General features: G+C 64.5%; 20 protein-coding genes. 15 read left to right on the top strand and 5 right to left on the bottom strand.

Going from position 1 to position 24,050, the window contains the following annotated elements; genetic code table 11:
• Positions 1 to 100 precede the first annotated feature (100 nt).
• The 7 genes from fusA to B0G76_RS02640 all read left to right on the top strand — a co-directional run bounded on the left by fusA (position 101) and on the right by B0G76_RS02640 (position 10,112).
• On the top strand, positions 101 to 2,206 hold the full coding sequence (gene fusA, locus B0G76_RS02670) for an elongation factor G (protein ID WP_120289897.1): 2,106 nt from the start codon (positions 101 to 103) through the stop codon (positions 2,204 to 2,206).
• 227 nt (positions 2,207 to 2,433) lie between these two features.
• Positions 2,434 to 2,949, top strand: coding sequence for a cupin domain-containing protein (locus B0G76_RS02665; protein WP_120289895.1), 516 nt, complete (start codon positions 2,434 to 2,436; stop codon positions 2,947 to 2,949).
• A gap of 18 nt (positions 2,950 to 2,967) precedes the next feature.
• Positions 2,968 to 3,975, top strand: a complete 1,008-nt coding sequence (locus B0G76_RS02660; protein ID WP_120289893.1) for a HoxN/HupN/NixA family nickel/cobalt transporter — start codon at positions 2,968 to 2,970, stop codon at positions 3,973 to 3,975.
• A 321-nt stretch (positions 3,976 to 4,296) separates the two neighbouring features.
• Entirely contained in the window at positions 4,297 to 5,961 is a 1,665-nt protein-coding gene (locus tag B0G76_RS02655) for an ABC transporter substrate-binding protein (RefSeq protein WP_120289891.1), read from the top strand.
• A gap of 61 nt (positions 5,962 to 6,022) precedes the next feature.
• The gene (locus tag B0G76_RS02650) at positions 6,023 to 7,033 is read left to right on the top strand and encodes an ABC transporter permease (RefSeq protein WP_120289890.1); all 1,011 of its coding nucleotides are present in this window, start codon (positions 6,023 to 6,025) and stop codon (positions 7,031 to 7,033) included.
• Positions 7,030 to 7,944, top strand: coding sequence for an ABC transporter permease (locus B0G76_RS02645; RefSeq protein WP_120289888.1), 915 nt, complete (start codon positions 7,030 to 7,032; stop codon positions 7,942 to 7,944). The genes B0G76_RS02650 and B0G76_RS02645 overlap by 4 nt, the downstream gene beginning before the upstream one ends.
• Positions 7,941 to 10,112, top strand: coding sequence for an ABC transporter ATP-binding protein (locus B0G76_RS02640; protein WP_120289886.1), 2,172 nt, complete (start codon positions 7,941 to 7,943; stop codon positions 10,110 to 10,112). The genes B0G76_RS02645 and B0G76_RS02640 overlap by 4 nt, the downstream gene beginning before the upstream one ends.
• A gap of 436 nt (positions 10,113 to 10,548) precedes the next feature.
• On the opposite strand, the gene B0G76_RS42405 is transcribed toward B0G76_RS02640, so the two are convergent.
• Positions 10,549 to 10,851 (bottom strand): hypothetical protein, encoded by a 303-nt coding sequence (locus tag B0G76_RS42405; protein WP_147393995.1) that lies wholly within the window; start codon positions 10,849 to 10,851, stop codon positions 10,549 to 10,551.
• A 68-nt stretch (positions 10,852 to 10,919) separates the two neighbouring features.
• Between B0G76_RS42405 and B0G76_RS42720 the strand changes: the two genes are divergently transcribed.
• Positions 10,920 to 11,525, top strand: coding sequence for a hypothetical protein (locus B0G76_RS42720; RefSeq protein ID WP_183081977.1), 606 nt, complete (start codon positions 10,920 to 10,922; stop codon positions 11,523 to 11,525).
• A 296-nt stretch (positions 11,526 to 11,821) separates the two neighbouring features.
• On the top strand, positions 11,822 to 12,316 hold the full coding sequence (locus B0G76_RS02630) for a hypothetical protein (RefSeq protein ID WP_120289884.1): 495 nt from the start codon (positions 11,822 to 11,824) through the stop codon (positions 12,314 to 12,316).
• 82 nt (positions 12,317 to 12,398) lie between these two features.
• On the opposite strand, the gene B0G76_RS02625 is transcribed toward B0G76_RS02630, so the two are convergent.
• Entirely contained in the window at positions 12,399 to 13,244 is an 846-nt protein-coding gene (locus B0G76_RS02625; RefSeq protein ID WP_120289882.1) for an aldo/keto reductase, read from the bottom strand.
• Between the two features lie 236 nt (positions 13,245 to 13,480).
• Between B0G76_RS02625 and B0G76_RS02620 the strand changes: the two genes are divergently transcribed.
• Complete coding sequence (locus B0G76_RS02620; RefSeq protein ID WP_120289880.1) at positions 13,481 to 14,227, top strand: GntR family transcriptional regulator; 747 nt, start codon at positions 13,481 to 13,483, stop codon at positions 14,225 to 14,227.
• Between the two features lie 85 nt (positions 14,228 to 14,312).
• Here B0G76_RS02620 and B0G76_RS02615 read toward each other — a convergent pair whose 3' ends face one another.
• Positions 14,313 to 15,704, bottom strand: a complete 1,392-nt coding sequence (locus tag B0G76_RS02615; protein ID WP_120296154.1) for a CoA transferase — start codon at positions 15,702 to 15,704, stop codon at positions 14,313 to 14,315.
• 150 nt (positions 15,705 to 15,854) lie between these two features.
• On the opposite strand from B0G76_RS02615, the gene B0G76_RS02610 reads away from it, so the two are divergent.
• A complete protein-coding gene (locus B0G76_RS02610) occupies positions 15,855 to 17,090 on the top strand; it encodes a citrate/2-methylcitrate synthase (protein WP_120289878.1) in 1,236 nt (411 codons plus the stop codon).
• Between the two features lie 73 nt (positions 17,091 to 17,163).
• Here B0G76_RS02610 and B0G76_RS02605 read toward each other — a convergent pair whose 3' ends face one another.
• On the bottom strand, positions 17,164 to 17,469 hold the full coding sequence (locus B0G76_RS02605) for a DUF2917 domain-containing protein (protein WP_120289876.1): 306 nt from the start codon (positions 17,467 to 17,469) through the stop codon (positions 17,164 to 17,166).
• A gap of 216 nt (positions 17,470 to 17,685) precedes the next feature.
• Between B0G76_RS02605 and B0G76_RS02600 the strand changes: the two genes are divergently transcribed.
• The 3 genes from B0G76_RS02600 to B0G76_RS02590 all read left to right on the top strand — a co-directional run bounded on the left by B0G76_RS02600 (position 17,686) and on the right by B0G76_RS02590 (position 22,198).
• Entirely contained in the window at positions 17,686 to 19,104 is a 1,419-nt protein-coding gene (locus B0G76_RS02600; RefSeq protein ID WP_120296153.1) for a PLP-dependent aminotransferase family protein, read from the top strand.
• A gap of 105 nt (positions 19,105 to 19,209) precedes the next feature.
• Positions 19,210 to 20,676: a multidrug transporter subunit MdtD gene (gene mdtD / locus B0G76_RS02595; protein WP_120289874.1), complete on the top strand. Its 1,467-nt coding sequence runs from the start codon at positions 19,210 to 19,212 to the stop codon at positions 20,674 to 20,676.
• A gap of 247 nt (positions 20,677 to 20,923) precedes the next feature.
• Positions 20,924 to 22,198 carry an EAL domain-containing protein gene (locus tag B0G76_RS02590; protein ID WP_120296152.1) on the top strand — a complete coding sequence of 425 codons (1,275 nt, stop codon included), beginning with the start codon at positions 20,924 to 20,926 and terminating at the stop codon, positions 22,196 to 22,198.
• On the opposite strand, the gene B0G76_RS02585 is transcribed toward B0G76_RS02590, so the two are convergent.
• Entirely contained in the window at positions 22,154 to 23,128 is a 975-nt protein-coding gene (locus B0G76_RS02585; RefSeq protein ID WP_120289872.1) for a sigma-70 family RNA polymerase sigma factor, read from the bottom strand. The two genes, B0G76_RS02590 and B0G76_RS02585, sit on opposite strands and share 45 nt — an antisense overlap.
• A 208-nt stretch (positions 23,129 to 23,336) precedes the next feature.
• Between B0G76_RS02585 and clpP the strand changes: the two genes are divergently transcribed.
• Complete coding sequence (clpP, locus tag B0G76_RS02580) at positions 23,337 to 23,984, top strand: ATP-dependent Clp endopeptidase proteolytic subunit ClpP (RefSeq protein WP_120289870.1); 648 nt, start codon at positions 23,337 to 23,339, stop codon at positions 23,982 to 23,984.
• Positions 23,985 to 24,050 lie beyond the last annotated feature (66 nt).

Below are 24,050 nucleotides of genomic sequence, written 5' to 3'. Positions count from 1 at the left end.
GCTATCCTAGTATTCTTAGTAAAGCAGCAAAGAGGCTCCCCGGGTAGCACAGACTGCCGCCCGGCAAGCGTTTCAGGCGCGCCATTTCAAGGAGGTTCACGTGCCCCGCAAGACTCCCATCGAGCGCTACCGGAATATCGGCATTAGCGCTCACATCGACGCCGGCAAAACCACCACCACCGAACGCATCCTGTTCTACACAGGCGTGACCCACAAGATCGGCGAGGTTCACGACGGTGCTGCGACGATGGACTGGATGGAACAGGAGCAGGAGCGCGGCATCACCATCACGTCGGCGGCCACCACCGCCTTCTGGAAGGGCATGGCCGGCAACTATCCCGAACACCGGATCAATATCATCGACACCCCGGGCCACGTCGACTTCACGATTGAAGTGGAACGCTCGATGCGCGTGCTCGACGGCGCCTGCATGGTGTACGACTCGGTCGGCGGCGTGCAGCCGCAGTCCGAAACCGTGTGGCGTCAGGCGAACAAGTACAAGGTGCCGCGCATCGCGTTCGTCAACAAGATGGACCGCGTGGGCGCGGACTTCTTCCGCGTGCAGCGGCAGATCGGCGACCGCCTGAAGGGCGTCGCCGTGCCGATCCAGATTCCGGTCGGCGCGGAAGATCATTTCCAGGGCGTGGTCGACCTCGTCAAGATGAAGGCGATCTACTGGGACGAAGAGAACCAGGGGATCAAATTCGAGTACCGCGACATCCCGGCAGAGCTCGCGGCTACCGCGAAGGAATGGCACGACAAGATGGTCGAGGCCGCCGCTGAAGCGAGCGAGGAACTGCTCGACAAATATCTGCACGGCGGGATGCTGACCGAAGAGGAAATCAAGCACGGCATTCGTGTGCGTACCATCGCCAACGAGATCGTGCCGATGCTGTGCGGCAGCGCGTTCAAGAACAAGGGTGTGCAGGCCATGCTCGACGCCGTGATCGACTATCTGCCGTCGCCGGTCGACATTCCCGCTATCACGGGCCACGACGAACACGACAAGGAAATCGAGCGTCATCCGCGAGACGACGACCCGTTCTCCGCCCTCGCCTTCAAGATCATGACCGACCCGTTCGTCGGCCAGCTGATCTTCTTCCGCGTGTATTCGGGCGTGGTGAACTCGGGCGACACCGTCTACAACGCGGTCAAGGAGAAGAAGGAACGCCTCGGCCGGATCCTGCAGATGCATGCGAACGAGCGCAAGGAAATCAAGGAAGTCTACGCAGGCGACATCGCCGCGGCAGTCGGCCTGAAAGAAGCGACCACCGGCGACACGCTGTGCGATCCGCAGCACGTGATCATTCTTGAACGGATGATCTTCCCGGAGCCGGTGATTTCGCAGGCTGTCGAGCCGAAGACCAAGGTCGACCAGGAGAAGATGGGCATCGCGCTCAATCGTCTCGCGCAGGAAGACCCGTCGTTCCGCGTGCAAACCGATGAAGAATCCGGCCAGACGATCATCTCCGGGATGGGCGAGTTGCACCTGGAGATTCTGGTCGACCGGATGAAGCGCGAGTTCGGCGTCGAGGCGACCGTCGGCAAGCCGCAGGTGGCTTACCGCGAAACGGTGCGCAACAAGATCGAAGATGTCGAAGGTAAGTTCGTCAAACAGTCGGGTGGCCGCGGGCAGTACGGCCACGCGGTGATCACGCTCGAACCGGCGGCGCAAGGCAAAGGCTACGAGTTTGTCGACGCGATCAAGGGCGGCGTGATTCCGCGCGAATACATTCCGGCCGTTGACAAAGGCATTCAGGAAACGCTGAAGGCCGGCGTGTTGGCAGGCTATCCGGTGGTCGACGTGAAAGTGACGCTGACTTTCGGTTCGTACCACGACGTCGACTCGAACGAAAACGCGTTCCGCATGGCCGGTTCGATGGCATTCAAGGACGCGATGCGCAAGGCCAAGCCGGTGTTACTCGAACCGATGATGGCCGTCGAAGTGGAAACGCCGGAAGACTTCATGGGTAACGTAATGGGCGATCTGTCGAGCCGTCGCGGCATGGTGCAAGGCATGGAAGACATCGCCGGCGGTGGTGGCAAGCTGGTGCGCGCCGAAGTGCCGCTCGCGGAGATGTTCGGCTATTCGACGTCGCTGCGCTCGGCCACGCAAGGTCGCGCTACTTACACGATGGAGTTCAAGCACTACGCTGAAACGCCAAACAACGTCGCGGAAGCCGTGATCAACGCGAAGCAGAAGTAAGCGCCGCGGGTTGTAACGCACCATGCGCTGCGACCTGCGTTGCAATGAAAGCAATTAGCCGAAAGCCCGTCCCTTGTGGATGGGCTTTTTTTCATCCGTGACGCCGCCTGCGGTTGCACGACACGCGGCAGGCGGCTCTCACGTAACGCGCACGTTTTTTGATCGTGCAAAAATGCCGGAGGGCGCCGTGCCCAGCACCCGGATGTCCGCCCGCGAGGAGACACATCATGAGCCAGGATCACGAACACCCGCATTACAAGGACGAGCAAGCGCCAGCGCCGATCGACTGGCGCGAACACGGCGTCAAGGTCATCAAGGGCGACCAGCTCGACAGCAATACCGCGCAAACGCCGGGCATGAATCGCGCCGCGGCGATCAACGCGGCGCGCGTCGGCGCGCAGAAAATCTGGGCCGGCACCGTGACGATCCATCCGAACGCAAAGACCGGCGCGCATCATCACGGCGCGCTCGAAAGCGTGATTTATGTGGTGCGTGGCCAGGCACGCATGCGGTGGGGCGAGCATCTGGAATTCACCGCCGAAGCCGGCCCGGGCGACTTCATCTTCGTGCCGCCCTATGTGCCGCATCAGGAAATCAACGCAAGCACCGACGATCCGCTCGAATGCGTGCTGGTGCGCAGCGACAATGAAGCGGTGGTGGTGAATCTGAACATCGACGCGGTGGAAGCTCCGGAAACGGTGTTCTGGGTCGATCCGATTCACAAACATCCGCACGATCACTAAGCCTCTTTCACGCCACTCATGACGCCGACCGCTTCGCTGCGCCCTCGCCTCATCACGCTGTATGCCGTGCTGATCGCCGCCAATCTCGGCGCGTGGGCGTGGGCATTGATCGCGTTTCGCCACTATCCGCTGCTGCTCGGCACCGCGCTGCTCGCCTATGGCTTCGGTTTGCGCCACGCGGTGGATGCGGACCATATCGCCGCGATCGACGCCGTCACGCGCAAGCTGATGCAGGCGGGCAAGCGGCCGCTCGGCGTGGGTCTGTCGTTTTCACTGGGTCATTCGACGATCGTAATTGTGGCGACGATCGGCATCGCGTGGACCACGCATTCGCTGCACGGCCGCTTCGACACCTTCAAGGCGATCGGCACTGTGGTGTCGGCGGTGTTTCTGCTGGTGCTGGCATGCGTGAACCTTGTGATTCTGCGCGACGTGTGCCGCCGCTATCGACATGTCCAACGCGGCGGCGGACTTGCTGCCGAAATGGCGGCCAACGTCGCTCCCGCCGGCCTGTTGTCGCGCGCCTTGCGGCCCATGTTCCGGCTCGTGACGAAAAGCTGGCACATGTACCCGGTCGGCGTGCTGTTCGGTCTCGGCTTCGACACCGCGACCGAGATCGGGCTGCTGGCGATTGCCGCGTCCGAAGCCGGCAAAGGCCTGCCGCTCTATTCGATCCTCGTGTTCCCGGCGCTGTTCACTGCCGGCATGACGCTGGTCGATTCGACCGACAACGTGCTGATGATTCACGCCTACGGCTGGGCCATGGACGATCCGAAGCGCAAGCTCTACTACAACGCGAGCATCACGTTCGTCTCGGCGGTGGTGGCGATCGTCATTGGCGGCGTTGAAGCGTTGGGACTGCTATCGGACAAGCTCGGTCTGAACGGCGGCGTTTGGGACGCGGTGGCGAGCCTCAACGAGCACTTCGGCGCGCTGGGTTATGGCATCGTCGCGACCTTCATGGCGTGCTGGATCGGCTCGGTGCTGTTCCATCGCTGGCGCCGCCCGGGTGCGGTTGCGCGGTAAAACCACCTTGCCTTCGCGGCAGATCGGTAAGGTTTCCGCGCCGGTAGCGGCGATTTCCGCGCTGCGGCATCCCCCGCTTTGGCGCGGGCCATGCGCGACAACCGCCGAGCGTTGTGACGACGACACACGCCGGCCCTTTTATCCACCAAACGGCAACCGGAGCGCGCAGCAGGCGCTCCGAACCGGCGGCCAATCGCTTACACTGAAACCGCTTTTCACTACTGCAGCGCTGCAGCTTTTCGTCATTGCCATAAGTCGCCCTGTCGCGCATCCGGCGCGGCCCTTCAGAAACGACAGCAGAACGGACTGGACACCCCATCGATGAAGACTCCCGCGGACCGATTTCTCGAGCTCGACCTGGCTCGCCAACCCGCCGACGCCTACGGCAACCACGCCATCGACGAATTCATCGCCGGCCGCATCACGCGCCGCGATCTGCTGCGCTACGCGAGCGTGATCGGTTTGTCGCTGGTTGGCGGCGGCGTGCTGAATGCGCCGCAAGCCCGTGCGCAAGGCGCGCCGAGCCCGTCTAACCAGACCATTCGCGTGGCCCACCTCACGCCCGCCGGCGCGGTCGACCCGCTCACCGTAACGGATGCGGCAAGTCTCGCGCTGCTGAACCAGACCGGCGAATTCCTGATCGACGACGACGGCGAAAAGCTGGTGCTGAAGCCCGCCCTGGCCTTGTCGTGGAAGCCGAACGACAAGGGCGACGTGTGGACCTTCACGCTGCGCCAGAACGTCAAATTCCACGACGGCCAGACCTTCACCGCCAAAGACGTCGTCGCCACCTTTGACCGCCTCGCCGATCCGGCGAGCGGTTCGGCGGCGCTCTCGGTGCTCAAGGGCGTGCTATCGAAGGGCGGTGCGAAAGTGGTCGACGAACACACGGTCGCCTTCCATCTCGACGCACCGAATGGCAACTTCCCGTACTACGTTTCTTCGGACAATTACAACGCCGTGATCCTGCCCGCGAACTATGCGGGTGGTTATGAAAAAAGCTTCAGCGGCACCGGTCCGTTCAAGCTCGAAAAGTATCAGGCGAAGGTCGGCGCATCGTTCGTGCGCAACCCCGATTACTGGGGCGAGAAAGCGTTACCGCAACGCGTACAGTTCTCCTTCTACGCCGACGAACAGGCGCAGATGCTCGCCTTGCAAGGCTATCAGGCCGACGTGATGGGCACCTTCACCGTGCAGGGCGGCGCCGGCATTCTGAACAATCCGGACTACAAGGCAGTCGGCGTGAAGTCGAGCGCGCATCGCCAGATTCATATGCGCAATGACAGTCCGCTGTTCAAGGACAAGCGCGTGCGCCAGGCGCTGGCGTTGTCGCTCGATCGCGACGTGCTGGTGCGGGGTCTGTTCAAGGGCCGCGCGCAGCTCGGCAACGACAGCCCGTTCGCACCCGTGTTTCCGTCGTCCGATGCAGGCGTCGCGCAACGCAGGATCGACATCGCGAAAGCGAAGCAACTGCTTGCGCAAGCCGGCGTGCCGAACGGTTTCGACGTCACGCTGACCACCGAAAAGTACATGGAGATTCCCGATCTCGCGGTGGTCGTGCAGAACGCGGCGAAAGCGATCGGCGTGCGCGTCAATCTGAAAGTGGAGAGCCAGTCGCTGTACTACGGCGCGGGCACGCCAGGCAAATCGGATTGGCTCGACTCGCCGCTCGGCATCACCGATTACGGTCATCGCGGCGTGCCGAACGTGTTCCTGAATGCACCGCTCACCAGCACCGGTACGTGGAACGCCGCGCACTTCAAGAATCCGCAATACGATCAACTGGTCGCGCAATTCGTCGCGGCGGTCGACCTGGGCACGCAGCGGAAAATCTCCGGGCAGATCCAGACGCTGCTGCTCGACGAAACGCCCGTGATCATCCCGTTCTTCTACGATCAGCTGATCGCCATGCGCAAGGGCGTGAACGGCGTGCGCTTCACCGCGCTCGCGCAACTTTATTTCGACCGCGCGGTGTTGAGCGCGTAATGTTGGTTGCAAGAGCCGTTGAACGCACAGGCCTTCGGCACTTCTTCGGCAGGAACTCACGATGTCGACTACGGTGACCCCTTCCGCTGCCCCGGTCTCGAACGGCAACGCCGGCCGCGTCGCGCGATTTCTCGCGACGCGGGTCGGTTTGTCGTTGATTACGCTGTGGCTGCTGTCGGTGATCGTCTTCGCGGGCGGCCAGTTGCTGCCCGGCGATATCGGCCGCGCAGTGCTGGGGCCGCTCGCCGATGCGCGCGCGGTCGCCGCGCTCAATCATCAACTCGGCTCGGACCGGCCACTCATGACGCAATACGTCGAGTGGATCACGCATTTCATGCGCGGCGATATGGGGCTCTCCTATGCGTACCGTGAGCCGGTCGGACCGTTTATCGCCGACGCTCTCGCGCATTCGGCCAAGCTCGGCGTGCTCGCATTTATCGTCGTCGTACCGCTCGGCATTGCGGGCGGTGTGTGGTCGGCCATGCACGCGGGCCGCTGGCTCGATCGCACCATCAGCATCGCCGGATTGTCGGCGACCGTGGTGCCCGAATTCGTCTCCTCGATCGTGCTGATCCTGGTGTTCGGCGTGTGGCTTCGCTGGCTGCCGATCGAAGCGTCGTATCCGCTCGAAGCGAGCGCACTCGAACAATTGCGCTATCTGATTCTGCCGGTGCTGCCGCTGGTGCTGGTGTTTTTCGGCTACATCGCGAGAATGGCGCGCGCGGGCACCGTCGAAGCGCTCGACGCGGACTACACCCGCACCGCGATCCTCAAAGGCTTGCCGCGCCGCACCGTGATCTGGCGGCACGTACTGCGCAATGCACTGCTGCCCACCATCACCGTCGCCGCAACGCAGCTCGGCTATATGATCGGCGGTCTCGTGGTGGTCGAGACACTGTTCCACTATCAAGGCATCGGCTCGTTGATCTACAACGCCGCCAAGGCGAAGGATTTTCCGATGCTCGAAGCGGGCGTGCTGACGATCGGCGTGGTCTACACCGTCGCCAATCTCGTCGCCGATGCGTTGCATGTCCTGCTCAATCCGCGGCTGCGGGTGAGGAGCGCCGAATGAGCACCATCGTTCCGCCCGCCACTCCGCCTGCACCGCCTGCGCCACCTGCGCCACCTGCGCCACGTGCGCCACGTGCGGCAACCGAGCCGCGCTTCGACCCGTTGCGCGTGCTGCTGCGCTCGCCCACCTTTGTGGTCGGTGTGTTGATCGTTGGATGGTGGATCGTCTGTGCGATCGCTGGGCAGTGGATCGTGCGGATCGACCCGTATGCATCCGATCCGCTCAACTCGCTGATGCCGCCCGACGGCACGCATTGGTTCGGCACCGATCAGCTCGGACGCGACGTGTTCTCGCGCGTGATCGTCGGCGCGCGCGACATTCTCACCATCGCGCCTTTGGCGACCCTGCTCGGCACGGCGGCGGGCACGGCCCTCGGGTTGATCGTCGGCTACTTCGAGGGCTGGGTCGACAACATCGTGGGACGCGCGATCGACGCCGTGCTCGCGCTGCCGCTCGTGATCGTCGCGTTGCTCGCGCTGGCCGCGGTCGGCGCCTCGAACTTCACCGTGATTCTCGTGATCGGCATCACGTTCACGCCGATCACCGCGCGCACGGTACGCGCGGCCGTGTTCGCCGAACGGCATCTGGACTACGTCGCCGCTGCGCAACTGCGTGGCGAACGCGCGCCGTACATCATGTTCGCGGAGATTCTGCCGAACGTGCTGCCGCCGATCATCGTCGAGGCGACCGTGCGGCTCGGCTATGCCATTTTCGCGGTCGCGACGCTGTCGTTTCTCGGCTTCGGCATTCAGCCGCCCTCCGCCGACTGGGGGCTCGCGCTGTCCGAGTCGTACACGCTGATGGCAGGCGGTGCGTGGTGGACGGTCGTGTTCGCAGCCGGAGCCATCGCGTCGCTCGTGGTCGGCGTGAATCTGATCGCCGATAGCGTGCAAGGAGTGCTCGACCGATGAACGGCCCGCCGCCCTCCTCGTTCCCCGCCTTCGACGTATCGAAGAGCGATCGCACGGATGCGCTGACCGTTGTGGGACTGACGGTCACGTACCGGATGCGCGGACGTGATCGCGAAGTGCTGCAGGACGTCTCGTTTCGCGTGCGGCGTGGCGAAGCGTATGGCCTCGTCGGCGAATCGGGCTGCGGCAAATCGACGGTCGCGATGGCGGCGCTGCGCTATTTACCGCGCAACGGCAAGGTGAAGGCAGGCAAGATCATCATCGCCGGCCAGGACGTGCAGAAGCTCGACGCCGACGCGTTGCGCACGATGCGCGCGAACGCGATTTCGATGGTCTATCAGGACCCGGGGCGCGCGCTGAATCCGTCACTGACGATCGCGCGGCAAGTCACGGAAGCATTCGAAGCGGCCGGTGTCTCGCGTGACGAGGCCGTGCAACGCACGGTCGAGATACTGCAGCGCGTACGCATCGCTTCACCCGAGCGCGTGATGGACAGCTATCCGCATCAGTTGTCGGGCGGCATGCAGCAGCGCGTGGTCATCGCCATGGCGCTTGCCTCGAACCCGGCCTTGCTGATTCTCGACGAACCGACCACCGGGCTCGACGCCACCGTCGAAGCCGAAGTGCTCGACCTGGTGGCGCAGCTGCGCGAAGAACTCGGTACCGCCGTGCTGTTCATCAGCCACAACCTCGCGGTGATCGGGCGGATGTGCGAGCGCGTCGGCGTGCTGTATGCCGGCAAGCTGGTCGAGGAAGGCACGACCGAGGACGTGTTCGCGCGGCCGCGTCATCCCTATACGGTTGGACTGCTGCGCTGTTTGCCGAGCGCGGGGCGTAGCAAGGACACCGAACGGCTCGATACGATCGCGGGCCATCTGCCCTCGCCAGGCTCGGTGACGCAAGGCTGCATTTACGCGGACCGTTGCCGTCTCGCCGACGACCGCTGCCGCCGTGAAGCACCGCCGCCGTATCGGGTGAGCGCGGCGCACGGTGATCAGATGTCGCGCTGCCATTATCACGAACGGGCATTCGAACTGCCGCGCGCGACTGCGGAAGTATTGCCCCGGAATGGCAATGGCCTGCTTAAGGGCGAGCGCCCCGCTCTCGTGCTACGCGCGGAAAAACTCTCGAAGACATTCCACGTCTCCGGCGCCCCGCTGCGCGCGGTCGACGACGTGTCGATCGATCTCGCCAGTGGTGAAACGCTTGGCCTCGTCGGCGAGTCCGGCAGCGGTAAGACGACGCTCGCGAAACTGATGCTCGGCCTGCTCACGCCAGACGCGGGCAGCGTGCTCGAACTCGACGGCACGCCGCTCGCCGCGCGCGTCACGCGACGCAACGACGAGCAGGTCAAGTCGCTGCAGATCGTGTTCCAGAATCCGGACTCGGCACTCAATCGCGCGCATTCGGTAAAGCGCCTGATCGGCCGTGCGTTGTCGCGCCTCACCGCGCTGCGCGGCCCCGCGATCGACGAACGGCTCGCCACCTTGACGGCGGCGGTGCGTTTGCCCGAGCGCTATCTCGGCTCGCGCACGCGTCAATTGTCCGGTGGACTCAAACAGCGCGTGGCGATCGCGCGCGCGTTTGCCGGTGAGCCGCGTGTAGTGGTCTGCGACGAGCCCACTTCCGCGCTCGACGTCTCCGTGCAGGCCGCGATTCTCAACCTGCTCGCCGATCTGCAACGCGAGCGCGGCGTGAGCTACGTGTTCATCTCGCACGATCTGCACGTGGTGCGCTATCTGTCGGATCGCATCGCGGTGCTGTACCTCGGCCGGCTGCTGGAGATCGGACCGGCCACCGCAGTCTTCGACGGCCCGCATCATCCCTACACCGAAGCGCTGCTATCTTCGGTGCCTACGCTCGACACGCACGACAGCAAAGCCCGCATCCGTCTGTCCGGCGATCTGCCGAGCGCGTCATCGCCGCCGTCCGGCTGCGTGTTTCATACGCGCTGCCCGCGCAAGCTCGGCACGATCTGCGAGCAGCAAGACCCGCCCTTCCTCGAGGTCGGCGGCGGCGATCGTGCCCAGCCGTCCGCGCATCGCATCCGCTGCCATATCCCCGTCGACGAACTGCGCGTGCTGCAAGCCGTCTCGCGCGACAACGCCGCCAAACCCTCCGGCGACGGTTCTGAAAACGCGCCGGAAGACGCCGCACGTAACGAATAACGCGCAATAACGCGGCTTTCCGGCCGTGCGTTTCATCGTCGAAACGTTTTCATGCGTTTTTTTTCTCGCCTGTATCGCACCCCCCTATTGGACGCCCGTCACTGCAAGGCTTTGCGGGCAATGGCATGGATATCGCTAAGTACTGTCCAGACATTCGAAGCCAAAGAGATCGGGAGAACGTCAAACAGCGTAGCTTGAGCGAATCGCCATGACGAAGCGCGCGGACGGTATCGCCTGAAGCGCCTGTCAGCGCACCGGCTACGCAGCCGGGAAGACAGTGATGGTGTTTGACTTGCATCCGCAAACAGACTGGGGGGCGACGCGGCCCGCATTCAGACAGGCCCGTCGTCGGAGTATCAGCGTGGGAGATGACGGCAGCGAGGTGTCGGCGTCGCCTCGGGAGAGACGTGATGAAAACCAGAAAATTCAATCAGTACTACTGCGTGGTTATACGAAGTGCGGCGATCGTGGCCGGCGTGGCTTTGCTGGTAACCCAGGTTGCGTACTCGGAATCGACGGCTGTGATCCCCAAATCGATGGTGCTTGCCGATGCGCCAATGCCTGCGAGCGGCGCGCACAGCGCGACACGAATCGGCCAGGACGAGGGTTCGGCAGCAGGCACAGTGGCAACCGGCACAGTCACAGCCGGCACCGCGCCCGACGAGCCGACTGCCGCCGACGACGCAGCCTTGGTGTTCAGTCCTCGCGACTGCACAAGCACCAGTGTCGGCGGATGCACGCAGCATCGCGGAGGCAACGGCAACGGCGCGGCGAGCGCGGGCAACAGTGGCGCGGGCGTGAGCGGTAATGGTGCCGGCGGCTCCGGTGGGGCAGCGGGTTCGGGTGCGGCCGGTGGCGGCGGCAGGGGTAATGGTGGAAGCAACGGTGGTGGAAGCAACGGTGGTGGAAGCAGCGGCGGTGGCAGCAGCGGCGGTGGCAGCAGCGGCGGTGGCAGCAGCGGCGGTGGCAGCAGCGGCGGCGGTGGCAGCAGCGGCGGTGGCAGCAGCGGCGGTGGCAGCAGCGGCGGTGGCAGCAGCGGCGGTGGCAGCAGCGGCGGTGGCAGCAGCGGCGGTGGCAGCAGCGGCGGTGGCAGCAGCGGCGGTGGCAGCAGCGGCGGTGGCAGCAGCGGCGGTGGCAGCAGCGGCGGTGGCAGCAGCGGCGGTGGCAGCAGCGGCGGTGGAAGCAGCGGGAGCGGCGGCTGCGGTTGCGGTGGTGGTCCCGGCGGCGGCCCTGGCGGTGGAAAAGGAGGCGGCCCTGGTAGCGGCGGTGGCTTTGGCGGTGGCTTCGGTGGCGGGTTCGGCGGCGGCTTTGGCGGAGGCTTCGGCGGCGGTCACGGAGGCAAGGGTAGCGGCGGTAACGGTGGTGGCAATGGCGGAGGAAACGGGCACTAGCAGTCGCCTGCTTCCCGGGTAGGGGGCCCCCGCGCCCTACCCGTCGCTAACGGCATACTTCGGTATCCGTCCGCAGTCCCCCGGCATCGGCGGTGACGGCTCGATCCCCCGGTCGAGCGTCACCACCCGAAGCCGGTTCGCGTCGGCGGCACTCTCAGGCGGTCCGGCAAAAAAAAGCACGCATCGCCGCGAACCGCTGACCAGCAGCTCTCGCGCACGGTTAAAACTCAAACAATCGATCGCATCGTGCGCGGCCGGAACCAAACCGAAGCGATTGCCTCATATCAGATTCAACGTTCGATATGAGGGCACCACAACATGCAACGAAACGTCCCCCACACCATGGCGCGCACGGCCACCGGCCTGCTGATGGTCGCCGCGCTGGGCCTCGCATCGCTCGCTCATGCGCAAACCCCGGCGCAAACATCAGCGCAAAACCCTGCTGCGACGGCCCAGCCGCAACCACAAACCATGTCGCAAGCCGCGCCGCCCGTCGATCCCACCTTCTCCGCCTATTCACTCGCGCAAACCTGCAAAAAGAAAAACGACAACGTCGCGCAAGGTCAATGCGTCGGCGCGATCCGCGGCATCATCCACGGCTATCAGTACGGTGTGCTGTTCCTCGGTCAGCGCGCGTCGCTGCCGCCCAACGAAACGCAGCGGGTGTCGCTGTGTTTGCGCAATACGCAGGTGTCGTCGATCGTCGATGAATTCGTCGCCGACGCGGCCCAGGTCAACGAAGACTCGCTCAAGCACACGCCGGCTGAAGTCGCCGTTCTGGGTTCGGTGCACATGCACCACGGTTGCAATTGATGATTCCGGCGCAGCGGGCCGCGGCGGCGCACGCGCGCCGACCGCAAGGCCAGTTGCACTTCGCTAACGGCCGCCACGGCGCTTACAGCATTTCGAGCGGCCGCTTGCTGCGTGGCGGTTTGAAATGGGTGTCGATGGCAGCGAGTTCCTGAGCGTCAAGCTGCAATTGCAACGCCCGATGGTTGTCGCGCACATGCTCGACGCGGCCCGCTTTCGGAATCGCGAACACGCCGGGTTCTTGCAGCACCCACGCGAGCGCCACCTGAAACACCGACACACCGCGGGCGTCGGCGATATCGTCGAGCGGGGAGCGCTTCGGCAAGCGCGCGTGATCGACCGGGCTGTATGCCATCGCCGGCATCTTGCGCTCGGCGAGCCATGGCAGCAGGTCGAATTCCGATCCTCGGCGCGCGACGTTGTAGAGAATCTGATTGGTGGCGCACGCCTCACCGCCGGGCGTGGCGACGAGTTCTTCCATATCGTCCGTATCGAAGTTGCTGACGCCCCAGTGGCGAATCTTGCCCGCGCTGCGCAATGCCTCGAATGCCTCGACGGTTTCCGCGAGCGGCACCGAGCCGCGCCAGTGCAGCAGATACAGATCGAGCCGATCCGTTTTCAGGCGCTTGAGGCTCTGTTCGCAGGCCGCGATCACGCCGCGCCGGCTCGCGTTATGCGGATACACCTTGCTGACGAGAAATACCTGATCGCGCAGCCCCGCCAGCGCTTCGCTCAGGAGCGATTCGGTGGCGCCGTCGCCGTACATTTCCGCCGTATCGATCAGCGTCATGCCCAATTCGATGCCACAACGCAACGCGGCGATTTCCGCGGCGCGGCGCGCCGGATGCTCGCCCATCTCCCAGGTGCCCTGCCCCAGTTTCGGAATACGCTCGCCGTCGGGCAGGCTTACGCTTGCGATATCGGTCGTCATGCTTTCTCCTCGATGTGGCTGAAGTGGCAAAAGTGGCTAAGCGGATTGAAATGCACGTAAGGTCATACGAGTACGTCGACGCGGCGGCGCGGGCGAACGCGTGGCGCACGCTACGGAAATCTCAAGGACGAGTTTAGCGGTTGCCCGGGCATCGGATCGGGTCCCAGGCAAAAGCCCGCTATAACGGAGCGCGCCGATGTCATAGAATTGCCGCTTGCCCTTCTTGCGTAAGCCCCATGACCTCTGCCTCGGAAGACCGCTGGCGCGACCTGCGCCCGGACCCGGAAAACGACACGCCGTTATACCTGCAACTCGCTCGCAAGCTCGGCAGTGCGATTCACGAAAACCGCTGGAACGCGGGCGAGGCGCTGCCCTCCGAGCGTGTACTGTCCGAAGCGCTCGGCGTGTCGCGGATCACTTCGCGCAAGGCCATTGCCCTGCTGGTCGAACAGGGATTGATCCGCCGCACTCAGGGCGCGGGCAGCTTCATCACGCCGCGTTATGAAGATCCGCTGTCGCGTCTGTCGAGTTTCAGTGAAATGTTGCGGCGACGCGGTTTTACGCCGAGTTCGAAGTGGTTGTCGCGAGAAATTTCGCCGGCCAACCGCGACGAGGTGATTCAACTGGGTTTATCGCCGGCGGCGGCCGTGACCCGGCTGCGCCGCTTGCGCCTCGCCGACGGCATCGTGATGGCTGTCGAGAATTCCACCTTCCCTGCCGCGGTGATTCCCGATCCGCAGGCAATTGGCGATTCGTTGTACACGTACCTGGAAAATCGCGGACTGACGATCGTCCGCGCGCTGCAGCATTTTCGTGCGGTGAACGCGAATGAAGAAATCGCGCAGCAAATGAGCATTGCGCATAACGACGCGCTGTTGCTGATCACGCGCGTGGGGTATACGGCGGATCAGCGGGCGATCGAGCTGACCGATACCTACTGCCGGAACGATTACTACGATTTTGTGGCGGAGTTGAGGAAGTAGTTTTCCGCCCACGCGGCGCCTTTTCGCTGCTTCTGCGAAGAGGCGCCGTACGCAAGCGACCCGACGCCGTGCGGGCAAACACGCTTCACACCCATTTCGCCTCGTGTGTCCCGATCCGAGCCGGCGGCAACTCAAAATAGGCAGGCGTCTCATCCAGACGCTCGGCCGGTAGCACCCCGAGAACGCGCCCGAATCCGGACTCCACAGTCGCAAGGCAATCCCGCACGTCGTCGATCGAAACATCGGGCGCCTTCCAGCCGTCGGCAAGCAATCCAAACGACTGCAACCACCGCCCGGTCTGCGCGAGCGACACCCTCACGTGCCAGCTCCCGCCTTCGGTGGCTCGCCGCGCCAATGCGGCCATCGCACCGAAAGCAGCCAGATAGCCCGTCGCGTGATCCAACGCCTGACAAGGTAAATGCTTCGGCTCGACCCACCCTGCTGCCTCGCGCTCAGTAAAAGCAATCCCGCTCGCCGACTGCACCAGGCTATCGAAACCGCGCCGCCCGGCCCAAGGTCCCGTGTGCCCATAGGCGCAAACCGACACATAGACGATCCCCGGACCCACCCGCGCCAGATCCTCAGGACCAAACCCGCGTGCCGACAGAGCCCCCGGCCGATACGCCTGTAAAAATACATCGGCACCGTCGGCGAGTCCACGTAACGTGTCCTGTCCGGCGGCATCGCGCAAATCGACGACAGCCGAGCGCTTGCCGCGCCCGTTGTCGATCACGAGCGGCGCAATGTTCGGCAAGTGCGGACCGTTGACCAGCAACACCTCGGCGCCATGCTGCGCGAGCGCGCGCCCTGCCACCGGCCCGGCAATGATCCGCGACAAGTCGAGCACCCGCACCCCCCCCAGCGGCCGCTCGGCACCGTCCCGGCGCGGCGGCTCGACCGGCGCGTCGCCGATGCGCTCGATCTCGAACAACGGCAGGCCCGCAACTGCTTTCGCCTGATCGAGCGCGGCCCACTCGTCGGGCGAGCGAATCAGGGCGGCGCACAAACCGGCGTCGGCCAGCGTCTGGTCAAGCGTCGCGCCATCCCAGCCGCGAATCGCCTCGGCCACCGCCGCGCGATCGTTCGCGCAGCCAAGCACCTTCAACACCCCTGCAAGATGATGCGGAAAGTTCGTGTGCAGTTGAATCCAGCGATCGTCCCGCGTCGCGTAAAAGCCCATCACCGGATCACGCAAGGCGGGCGGCGGCCCCTCGTCGATGCGCAGATAGCGCTCGCTGCGAAACGAGGTGAGCGCGCGCCGCATCTCCACCGTGACGCGTTGGCGGCGCCCCGTGCGCAAGCGATGGTATTCGGCAGCCGCAAGACCAGTCGCGGCGATGGTCGCCGAGGCCAACGTGCCGACCCGATAGACCGACGGCAAGCCCGGATCAGTGCCGGCAAGCGAAACGGACCTCAGCGCAGTCGGGTCGCATCCCGCTGTTGTCCAGATATGGTTGAGCGCGAGTTCAGGCGTCATGGTGTTCATGTCGTTCATCTCGTTCGGGTTGCGCGTGTCGAAAGTCAGAACAGGAAGAAAGTGAACCGAGTCTAGAATTTCGCCTTGCCGCAATCAATCTTGATTATGATAATCAATATATATTGATTTCTTCGGTTTCCACACGTTTCCATGCCACCCTCCCATTCCCTGACCGCCGCCGAAGCCGCCGCCACGCTCGGCATCAGCCTGCCGACCCTGTATGCGTATGTCAGCCGTGGCATGCTGAGCTCATCGCCGGATGCGCACGGCAAGCATCGGCTCTACGACGCGGGCGAAGTGCGGCGGCTCGCGCGGCGCAAGGAAGACGGCAAGCGCGCCGGCAAGGTCGCGCAAAAGGTGCTGGATTGGGGCGTGCCGGTGCTCGAATCGTCGATCACGCTGGTGGCCGACGGCCACCTGTCGTATCGCGGGCACGACGCCATGGAACTGGCGCGAACGGCATCACTTGAGGACGTCGCGGCGTTGCTGTGGGAATGCAGTGCGAGGCGTATCGCCGAGGCCCCGCTGGTGCCAATCGCTGCCGCTCAGTGGGCGGCATGGCTCAAGCTCTGGAGCGACAGCACGCCGCTCGATCGCGCGCTCGTGCTGTTGCCGGCCGCCGCGGCGCAAATGCCGCGCGTATGGGCGCTCGGGCGCGATACGCAACTCGATACCGCCTGCGCGGTCATGCGATTGCTGGCAGCGGCGATGGTCTCGGCGGCGCCGTCGAACGAACTGCTGCACAAGCAGTTGGCTTCGGCGTGGAACGTGCGCAACCGTCAGCAGGCAGGGCTGCTGCGCGCGGCCTTGGTGGCATGCGCGGATCACGAACTGAATGCGTCGACTTTCACGGTGCGCTGCATTACGTCGACGGGAACGCACCTGTTCGGCGCGGTCGCGGGCGGTCTGGCCGCGTTGGCCGGGCCGCGGCATGGTGGCGAAACGGTGCGCATTGCCGCGCTCCTCGATGAAGCGTCGCGCGCCCCCGACCTCGATCGCTATCTGGCGAACCGGCTCGCGCGCCACGAACACGGCGCGCATAGGCCGGTGCTGTCGGGTTTCGGCCATCCGCTGTATCCGGAAGGCGATCCGCGCGCGCGGCTGCTGCTCGGGATGCTTGCGGGCTGCGCGCCGGCCCGCTCGCCGTTAGGCGAAGTCGAGGCGCTCGCGCGCACGGTGCGCGACACGACCGGCACTGAGCCGAACGTCGACTTCGCGCTCGCGGCCATCGAACGGGTACTCGGCCTGCCGGCCGGCGCCGCATTCACGCTGTTCGCGCTCGGCCGGGTCGTGGGCTGGATTGCCCATGCCATGGAACAAACGCGCGACGGCCGGCTGATCCGGCCGCGCGCGCGTTACATCGGGGAGTATGAAGCGGTAAGTTGAGGTGCGGCTTTGACCAACTGCGAGGCAAATGCGGTATGCACCTACCTGCACCTGAATTAGCCGCGGCAGCCCGTCACGCCACGCCCAACCAGCGCGGCAGCCAGTTCAACATCGGCAAACCACGCAGTGCCCGCGTTGCAGCGCTTTCCGACCCACTAGCCAGCGCGAAACGCGCACCCGCCCGCCCTGCGCTGACCCACGCCGCCGTACCGCGCGGCAACTCGATCGATTGCCCCGTTGCCAGCCAGTGATCGACGTTTTCGCCCTCGACGGTCAGCCAGATTTCGCCCGAGATCACCTTGAAGATCGACGGACGCGCGACACGCCAGGCCGCCGCGGGCTCGTCATGTTCCATTTCGAAAATACGGACTTCACGCATCGCTTTTCTCCTTCAAAAAACTATCCTGTTGTAGCGATTATTGACGTGCGATCATCGGATACCCATGCACAGTTCCGAACACTTTCATCGGAACTGTTCAGTCGAAAAAACGGACAGTTGGCTGCGCTCCCGCTTCGTGAGCGCGTGTGCGGCGCGCGCCGTGCCGACGGTTCCGCGCTCGGGCGCTCCAGCCGTCCGGCGAAGGAAAAGAACCGCATGAAACTCGAAATCCAGCTCGATCGGGATAACGGCGTACCGCTCACTGAGCAGATCGTCACGGGCATCACCGCCTGGATTCGTTCACGCACCGCTCACCCCGGCGCGAAGCTGCCGTCGATCCGCCAGTTCGCCGCTGACTACGGCGTGAGCCGTTTTCCTGTGATCGAGGCTTACGACCGGCTGGTGTCGCTCGGCTATGTCGACTCGCGCCACGGTTCGGGCTTCTATGTCGCCGACCGCCAGCCGCCAGGCACGCTTTGCCAGGGCACCTCGGACCCGCGCCGCGCCGAGGACGAATCGGTGCACCTTCTTCAGCAGTTCAACCACCCGGGTGAAACGCTCAAGCTCGGCAGCGGCTTCATTCCCGATGGGTGGCGCGACACGGATAGCCTCGCGCAGGCGATTCGCCACGTGTCGCGCACCGACATCGCGGCCATGGTCGATTACGCAACCCCGCTCGGCAATCTGACCTTGCGCGAACACCTGCAAGGCCGCATCGGCCAGTTGGGGATTCAGGCGGATGCCTCGCAGATCCTGATCACCAACGGCGCGAGCCAGGCGCTCGATCTGCTGATGCGCTACATGCTCAAGGCCGGCGACACCATGTTCGTCGAGGACCCCGGCTACTACAACCTGTATGGCCTGCTGAAGCTGCACGGCGTGAAGCTGATCGGCATTCCGCGCACCCGCAACGGTCCCGATCTCGATGTGTTGCAGGCGCAGTTGCAACTGCATCGGCCAAAGCTGATGTTCATCAACACGGTGTTCCACAATCCGACCGGCACCACGGTCGCGCCGCCGGTGGCGTTCCGGCTGCTGCAACTGGCGCGCGAACACGGTTTCAAGATCATCGAAGACGACATCTACGCCGACTTCCAGACCGACGTCACCGACCGTCTCGCGACCCTCGACCAGCTCGACCACGTGATCTACGTGGGCGGCTTGTCGAAGACGCTGTCCTCCTCGCTGCGGATCGGCTGCGTGGTGGCGAGCCACGCGATCATCAAGGATCTGGTCGACATCAAGATGCTGACGAGCATCGGCGGTTCGCGCTTTGCCGAGGCGGTCGCCGTGTCGTTACTGGAGCGCGGCGCGTACCGCAAGTATCTCGAACGACTGCGCCGCCGCATGCGCGACGCGCTCGGCTCGACCATCCAGACACTCGAAGACGCCGGCTGGGAATTGTTCGAAAAGCCCGTCGGCGGCAAGTTCGTCTGGGCGCGCGTACCGCATGTCGACAATGCCGAACGGCTCGTGACATGCGGCGCACCGCTCGGCGTGACGGTGGTGCCCGGCAGCTATTTCCGGCCGAACATGGAAGTCAGCCCGTGGATCAGGATTCACGCGGCGTTCGGCAACGAGCCGCGCGCGCAGGCATTTTTCCGCGCTGCCGCGGCGTTGCCCGCGTCGGTCTGAGCGGCGCATTCTGGCTTCCCATTTAGCGTCTATCCGCTGCGCCGGCCCACGCTTTTCCCTAGAATAGCGAGTCCCAGCCCGTCCCTGCGCGCCCAGCCGCCCTCCATGTCCACGCCGCCGCCTCTACCCGCTTCCGCCGCTACCCCTTCAGTCCCAGCGGGTCCCTCGCCCCGCTCGCTCACCGTGATGCTGTGGCTTGTCGCCACCGGCTTCTTCATGCAGACGCTCGACTCGACCATCGTCAACACCGCGCTCCCCGCGATGGCGACGAGCCTCGGCGAATTGCCGTTGCGCATGCAGTCAGTGGTGATCGCGTACTCGCTGACGATGGCGGTGATGATCCCGGTCTCCGGCTGGCTCGCGGACAAACTCGGCACGCGACGCGTGTTCTTCAGCGCGATCCTCGTGTTCGCGGTCGGCTCGCTGCTGTGCGCCAACGCGCATACGCTGAATCAGCTGGTGATCTACCGCATCGTGCAGGGCGTGGGCGGGGCGATGCTGCTGCCAGTCGGACGGCTCGCGGTGCTGCGTACCTTCCCCGCGGAACGCTACTTGCCGGCCTTGTCGTTCGTGGCGATCCCGGGGCTGATCGGGCCGCTGATCGGCCCGACGCTCGGCGGCTGGCTCGTGAAAATCGCTTCGTGGCACTGGATCTTTCTGATCAACGTGCCGGTGGGGATCGTGGGTTGCATCGCCACGTTCATCTTCATGCCGGACAGCCGCAATGAGCACACCGGCAAGTTCGACGTGAAGGGCTATCTGCTGCTGATCTTCGGCATGGTGGCGATTTCGTTCGCGCTCGACGGCCGCACGGAGTTTGGCATCCAGCACGCCACCGTGCTGGTGCTGCTGATTCTGAGCCTGGCCTGCTTCGTCGCCTACGGTTTGCATGCGGTACGCGAGCCTTCGCCGATCTTCCCGCTCGATCTGTTCAAGATCCACACGTTCAGCGTCGGTCTGCTCGGCAACCTGTTCGCGCGGATCGGCAGCGGCGCCATGCCGTATCTGATCCCGCTGCTATTGCAGGTGAGTCTCGGCTATAGCGCCTTCGAAGCCGGCATGATGATGCTGCCGGTGGCGGCCGCGGGCATGGCGGCCAAGCGCCTCGTCACAATGCTGATTGTCAAATACAGCTATCGGCGCGTGCTGATCGTCAACACCGTGCTGGTAGGCCTGACCATGGCGAGCTTTGCGCTCACCACGGCCGGCCAGCCGCTGTGGCTGCGGCTCGTGCAACTGGCCTTCTTCGGCGGCGTCAATTCGATGCAGTTCACCGCGATGAACACGCTGACGCTCAAGGACCTCGGCACCGGCGGCGCGAGCAGCGGCAACAGCCTGTTCTCGCTAGTGCAGATGCTCTCGATGAGTCTCGGCGTGACGGTCGCCGGCGCGTTGCTCGCCACCTTCACCGGCCTCCTGCCGCGCGTAACGGCCGCCAACTCGCTGCCCGCGTTTCATGCGACGTTCCTGTGTGTGGGCATCATCACCGCGGGCTCGTCGTGGATCTTCGCGCAACTATCGCCCGACATTCGCTCGCCCGCGAAGAAGACCGATCCTTCGGAGCGGACCTGAGGTTTGCGCCGGGTCGCGTCCCCCCGCCCCGACCCGCAAAGGGGCGCGGGCCGCACCACAGAAGTGCGAAGCATCGCTTTCGCAACCGCGCTGGCGCACAATCGCCGTACTGACCGTGGTAACCGGGCGTGCGCCATGTGTTTTCGTTCGCGCATAGTTCTTGCTCGCATATCCTGTAAACTCACAATTTGCGCGTGCCCACTCGTGTCGAGCATGCAAGCGCCGACACCTCCACACGACTGACATGATGAGCATGATCGAACTCGATCCTCCCGGCTTTCAGCCGCCGCGCCCGATGGCCGGCGACGAAGGCTCCCGACGCACCGTTCTGTACGGCGGCTACACCGTTTTCAGCGTGTTCCAGCCCGTTTTCTCGGTGTCGCACCGGCGCGCGATCGGTTATCACGCTTCACTGCGCGCACACGACGAACATGCGCTGCAAGTGCCGTCGCACGAGGTTTTCACGCAGGCGGCGCGGCGCGGCGACCTGCTGGAACTCGGACGGCTCGCCGAATCGCTGCATCTGGGCAACTTCAATGCATTCGACAGCCACGACGAATGGCTTTTCCTGAGCCTGCACCCGGCGGCACTGATGGACACCAGTTACGGCGACGCACTGCTCGCCGGCCTCAAGGCGCTGGGTCTGCCGCCGCAACGCGTGGTGCTGGAAGTGTCCGAGCAGGCAGGTGGCGAAACCACGCGCTTCGCCGACATCATCGACGCATTGCGCAAATCCGGTTTCCTGATCGCGCTGGACGGCTTTGGCGCGAAGCATTCGAACATCGACCGCGTGTGGAATTTGCGCCCGGACATCGTCACGCTCGACCGCTGCATCCTCGCGCAAGCGAGCGAGCACTCGCATATCGAACGCGTGCTGCCGGGCCTCGTCTCGCTGCTGCACGAATCCGGCCAGCTGGTGCTGATGGGCGGCCTCGGCACCGAGCGCGATGCGCTGATCGCGCTCGAATGCAACGTCGACTTCGTGCAGGGCGCGTTTTTCGCGGGCCCGAGCGTCGAGCCCGTGAAACCGCAAGCCGCGGCCGGCTTGATGGACTCGCTCTCCGCGGCGCTGCGCGAACGGGTCGCTTCGCGCGAACGCTCGCAGTCCGCACGGCTCGCACCCTATGTCACGGCGCTGGAAACGGCGGCTGCCCAACTCGTGGCCGGGGAATCGGTTACCCAGGCGACCGCCTCGCTGCTCACGCTCGGCGAAACGGCACGCTGCTTCGTGCTCGACGGTTCGGGCCGGCAGATCGGCGACAACGTGCTGCCGTCGGGGCGTGCTTCGCAACGTGCGAAGCGCTTCCGGCCGTTGCTGCATTCGGAAGGTGCGAGCTGGGAACGCCGCCCGTACTTCATCCAGGCGATGCGCGCGCCCGGCCGGGTGCACCTCACGCCGCCCTACCTGTCGATCAACGAGGCACACCTGTGCGTGACGGCCTCGATCGCCGCGCATACGCCGCACGGCACGCAGGTGCTATGCGTCGACATCAACTGGGAAGTCGCTGCGCATCGTAATTGAGGCAATGGCGTTCTGCTGGATCCGCGCGAGCAGCTTCATGACGGCCGCGCGGCCCAGCAAGCGGTTGGCTGCCTGCAAACGCACCGCACTGATGACAGCGCGCAATGCGACGATCTTCACCGAACCGTCCGGCAGACGTTGCGTGGACACGTCGATCACCCCGACAACCTCGCCTTCGAAGAGCAGCGCAATAGCCATTGCGCCTTCGACCGACACCAGCTCTGCATGGCTCGCCTGATGTGCGAGCGCGGTAACCGTCTCCATCCAGGCCACGGGCGCCAGTTCTTGCGTACACACCGGCGCGTCGCTGATAACCTCTGGCGCATCGCTAAAGAGACGCAGCAAACCAACCCGATCCTGCGCCTCCAGCGCCGTGCGCAAGCGCTCCACGATTCGCGCATGCGCGGCGGGATCGGGCCGTTCAAGCGGCGCACCTGCGCGCTGCAAACGCGTCTTGGCCCGGTGGACAATCTGACGGCAACTGGCCGGCGTACGGTCGAGGATTTTCGCAATCTCCGCGTAGTCGCAATCGAAAGCTTCGTGCAGCACGAATGCCGCCCGCTCGTCCGGCTTCAGACGCTCGAGCAGGAGCATCACGCCGTACGACATCTCCGCTGCACGCAAGGCCAGCTCCTCCGCCGATGGCGCCACCTCGTCGAGCCAGGGCTCCGGTAGCCAGCCGGCGGCCTGTGACGCGCGTTCGCGCTGCACATGGCGCAGCCGGTCGATGGCCGCGCGCGTGGTGATCGTGGTGAGCCAGGCTGCCGGCGTCTGCACCTCCTGCGTATCGGCGAGATGCCATTTGAGCCAGACGTCCTGCACCACGTCTTCCGCTTCGGCACGGCTGCCCAGCATCCGGTACGCCAGCGCGAGCAGGCGGGCGCGCATGGCCTCGAAGCCGGATGCCTTATCGATTCCTTGTTCTGTCATGCGTAGACCTCCAGATCTGCATCCTTTTCAGCTTGACGCTCGGCCCCTCGCCGATGTGACAGCTCGACAAAAAAATATTCCTGTCACGCCGCCGCCCTTCCCCGCGTCATACGAACAACAACCGGCGCAACGGGCGCCCGGTTGTTCGAATCGGCCAGCGCCACCGGCTATCGGCCATCGGCAACGCGCCGCCTGAAACGAGGCAAACATGCATTCCAGCTATTCATCCGTCACCGGCCTGGGCCTCGTACCCACCGTGATTGAACAGTCCGGCCGCGGCGAGCGCGCCTACGACATTTATTCGCGTCTTCTACGCGAGCGGATCGTTTTTCTGGTCGGTCCGGTGAATGAACAGTCGGCCAGTCTGATCGTCGCCCAATTGCTGTTTCTGGAATCCGAGAATCCCGACAAGGATATTTCTTTTTACATCAATTCGCCGGGCGGCTCGGTGTACGACGGCTTCGCCATTTACGACACGATGCAATTCATCAAGCCCGAGGTGTCCACCTTGTGCACCGGCTTTGCCGCCAGCATGGGGACGTTTTTGCTGACCGCCGGCCAGCGCGGCAAACGGTACGCGCTGCCGAACGCACGCATCATGATTCACCAGCCGTCGGGCGGCAGCCAGGGCACCGCGGCCGACGTCGAAATTCAGGCCAAAGAGGTGCTCTATCTGCGCGAACGGCTCAACGCAATAACGGCCGAGCGCACCGGGCGCAACATCGAGGAAATCGTCCGCGATACCGACCGCGACAATTTCATGTCGGCCCACGAAGCAAAGACCTATGGCCTCGTCGACGAGGTACTGGAAACACGCGCGGCGCTGGGTGACCCTGCCCGTTACCATGATACGTAGCGCGGCGCGTTCGCCGGTGCACACCTCCGCACTTCCACTCCTCCCAAAATCCTCACCCCGGACGGC

The sequence above is a fragment of the Paraburkholderia sp. BL23I1N1 genome, assembly GCF_003610295.1.
Taxonomy (GTDB): Bacteria; Pseudomonadota; Gammaproteobacteria; order Burkholderiales; family Burkholderiaceae; genus Paraburkholderia.
This window is presented reverse-complemented; position numbering and strand designations above follow the sequence as displayed.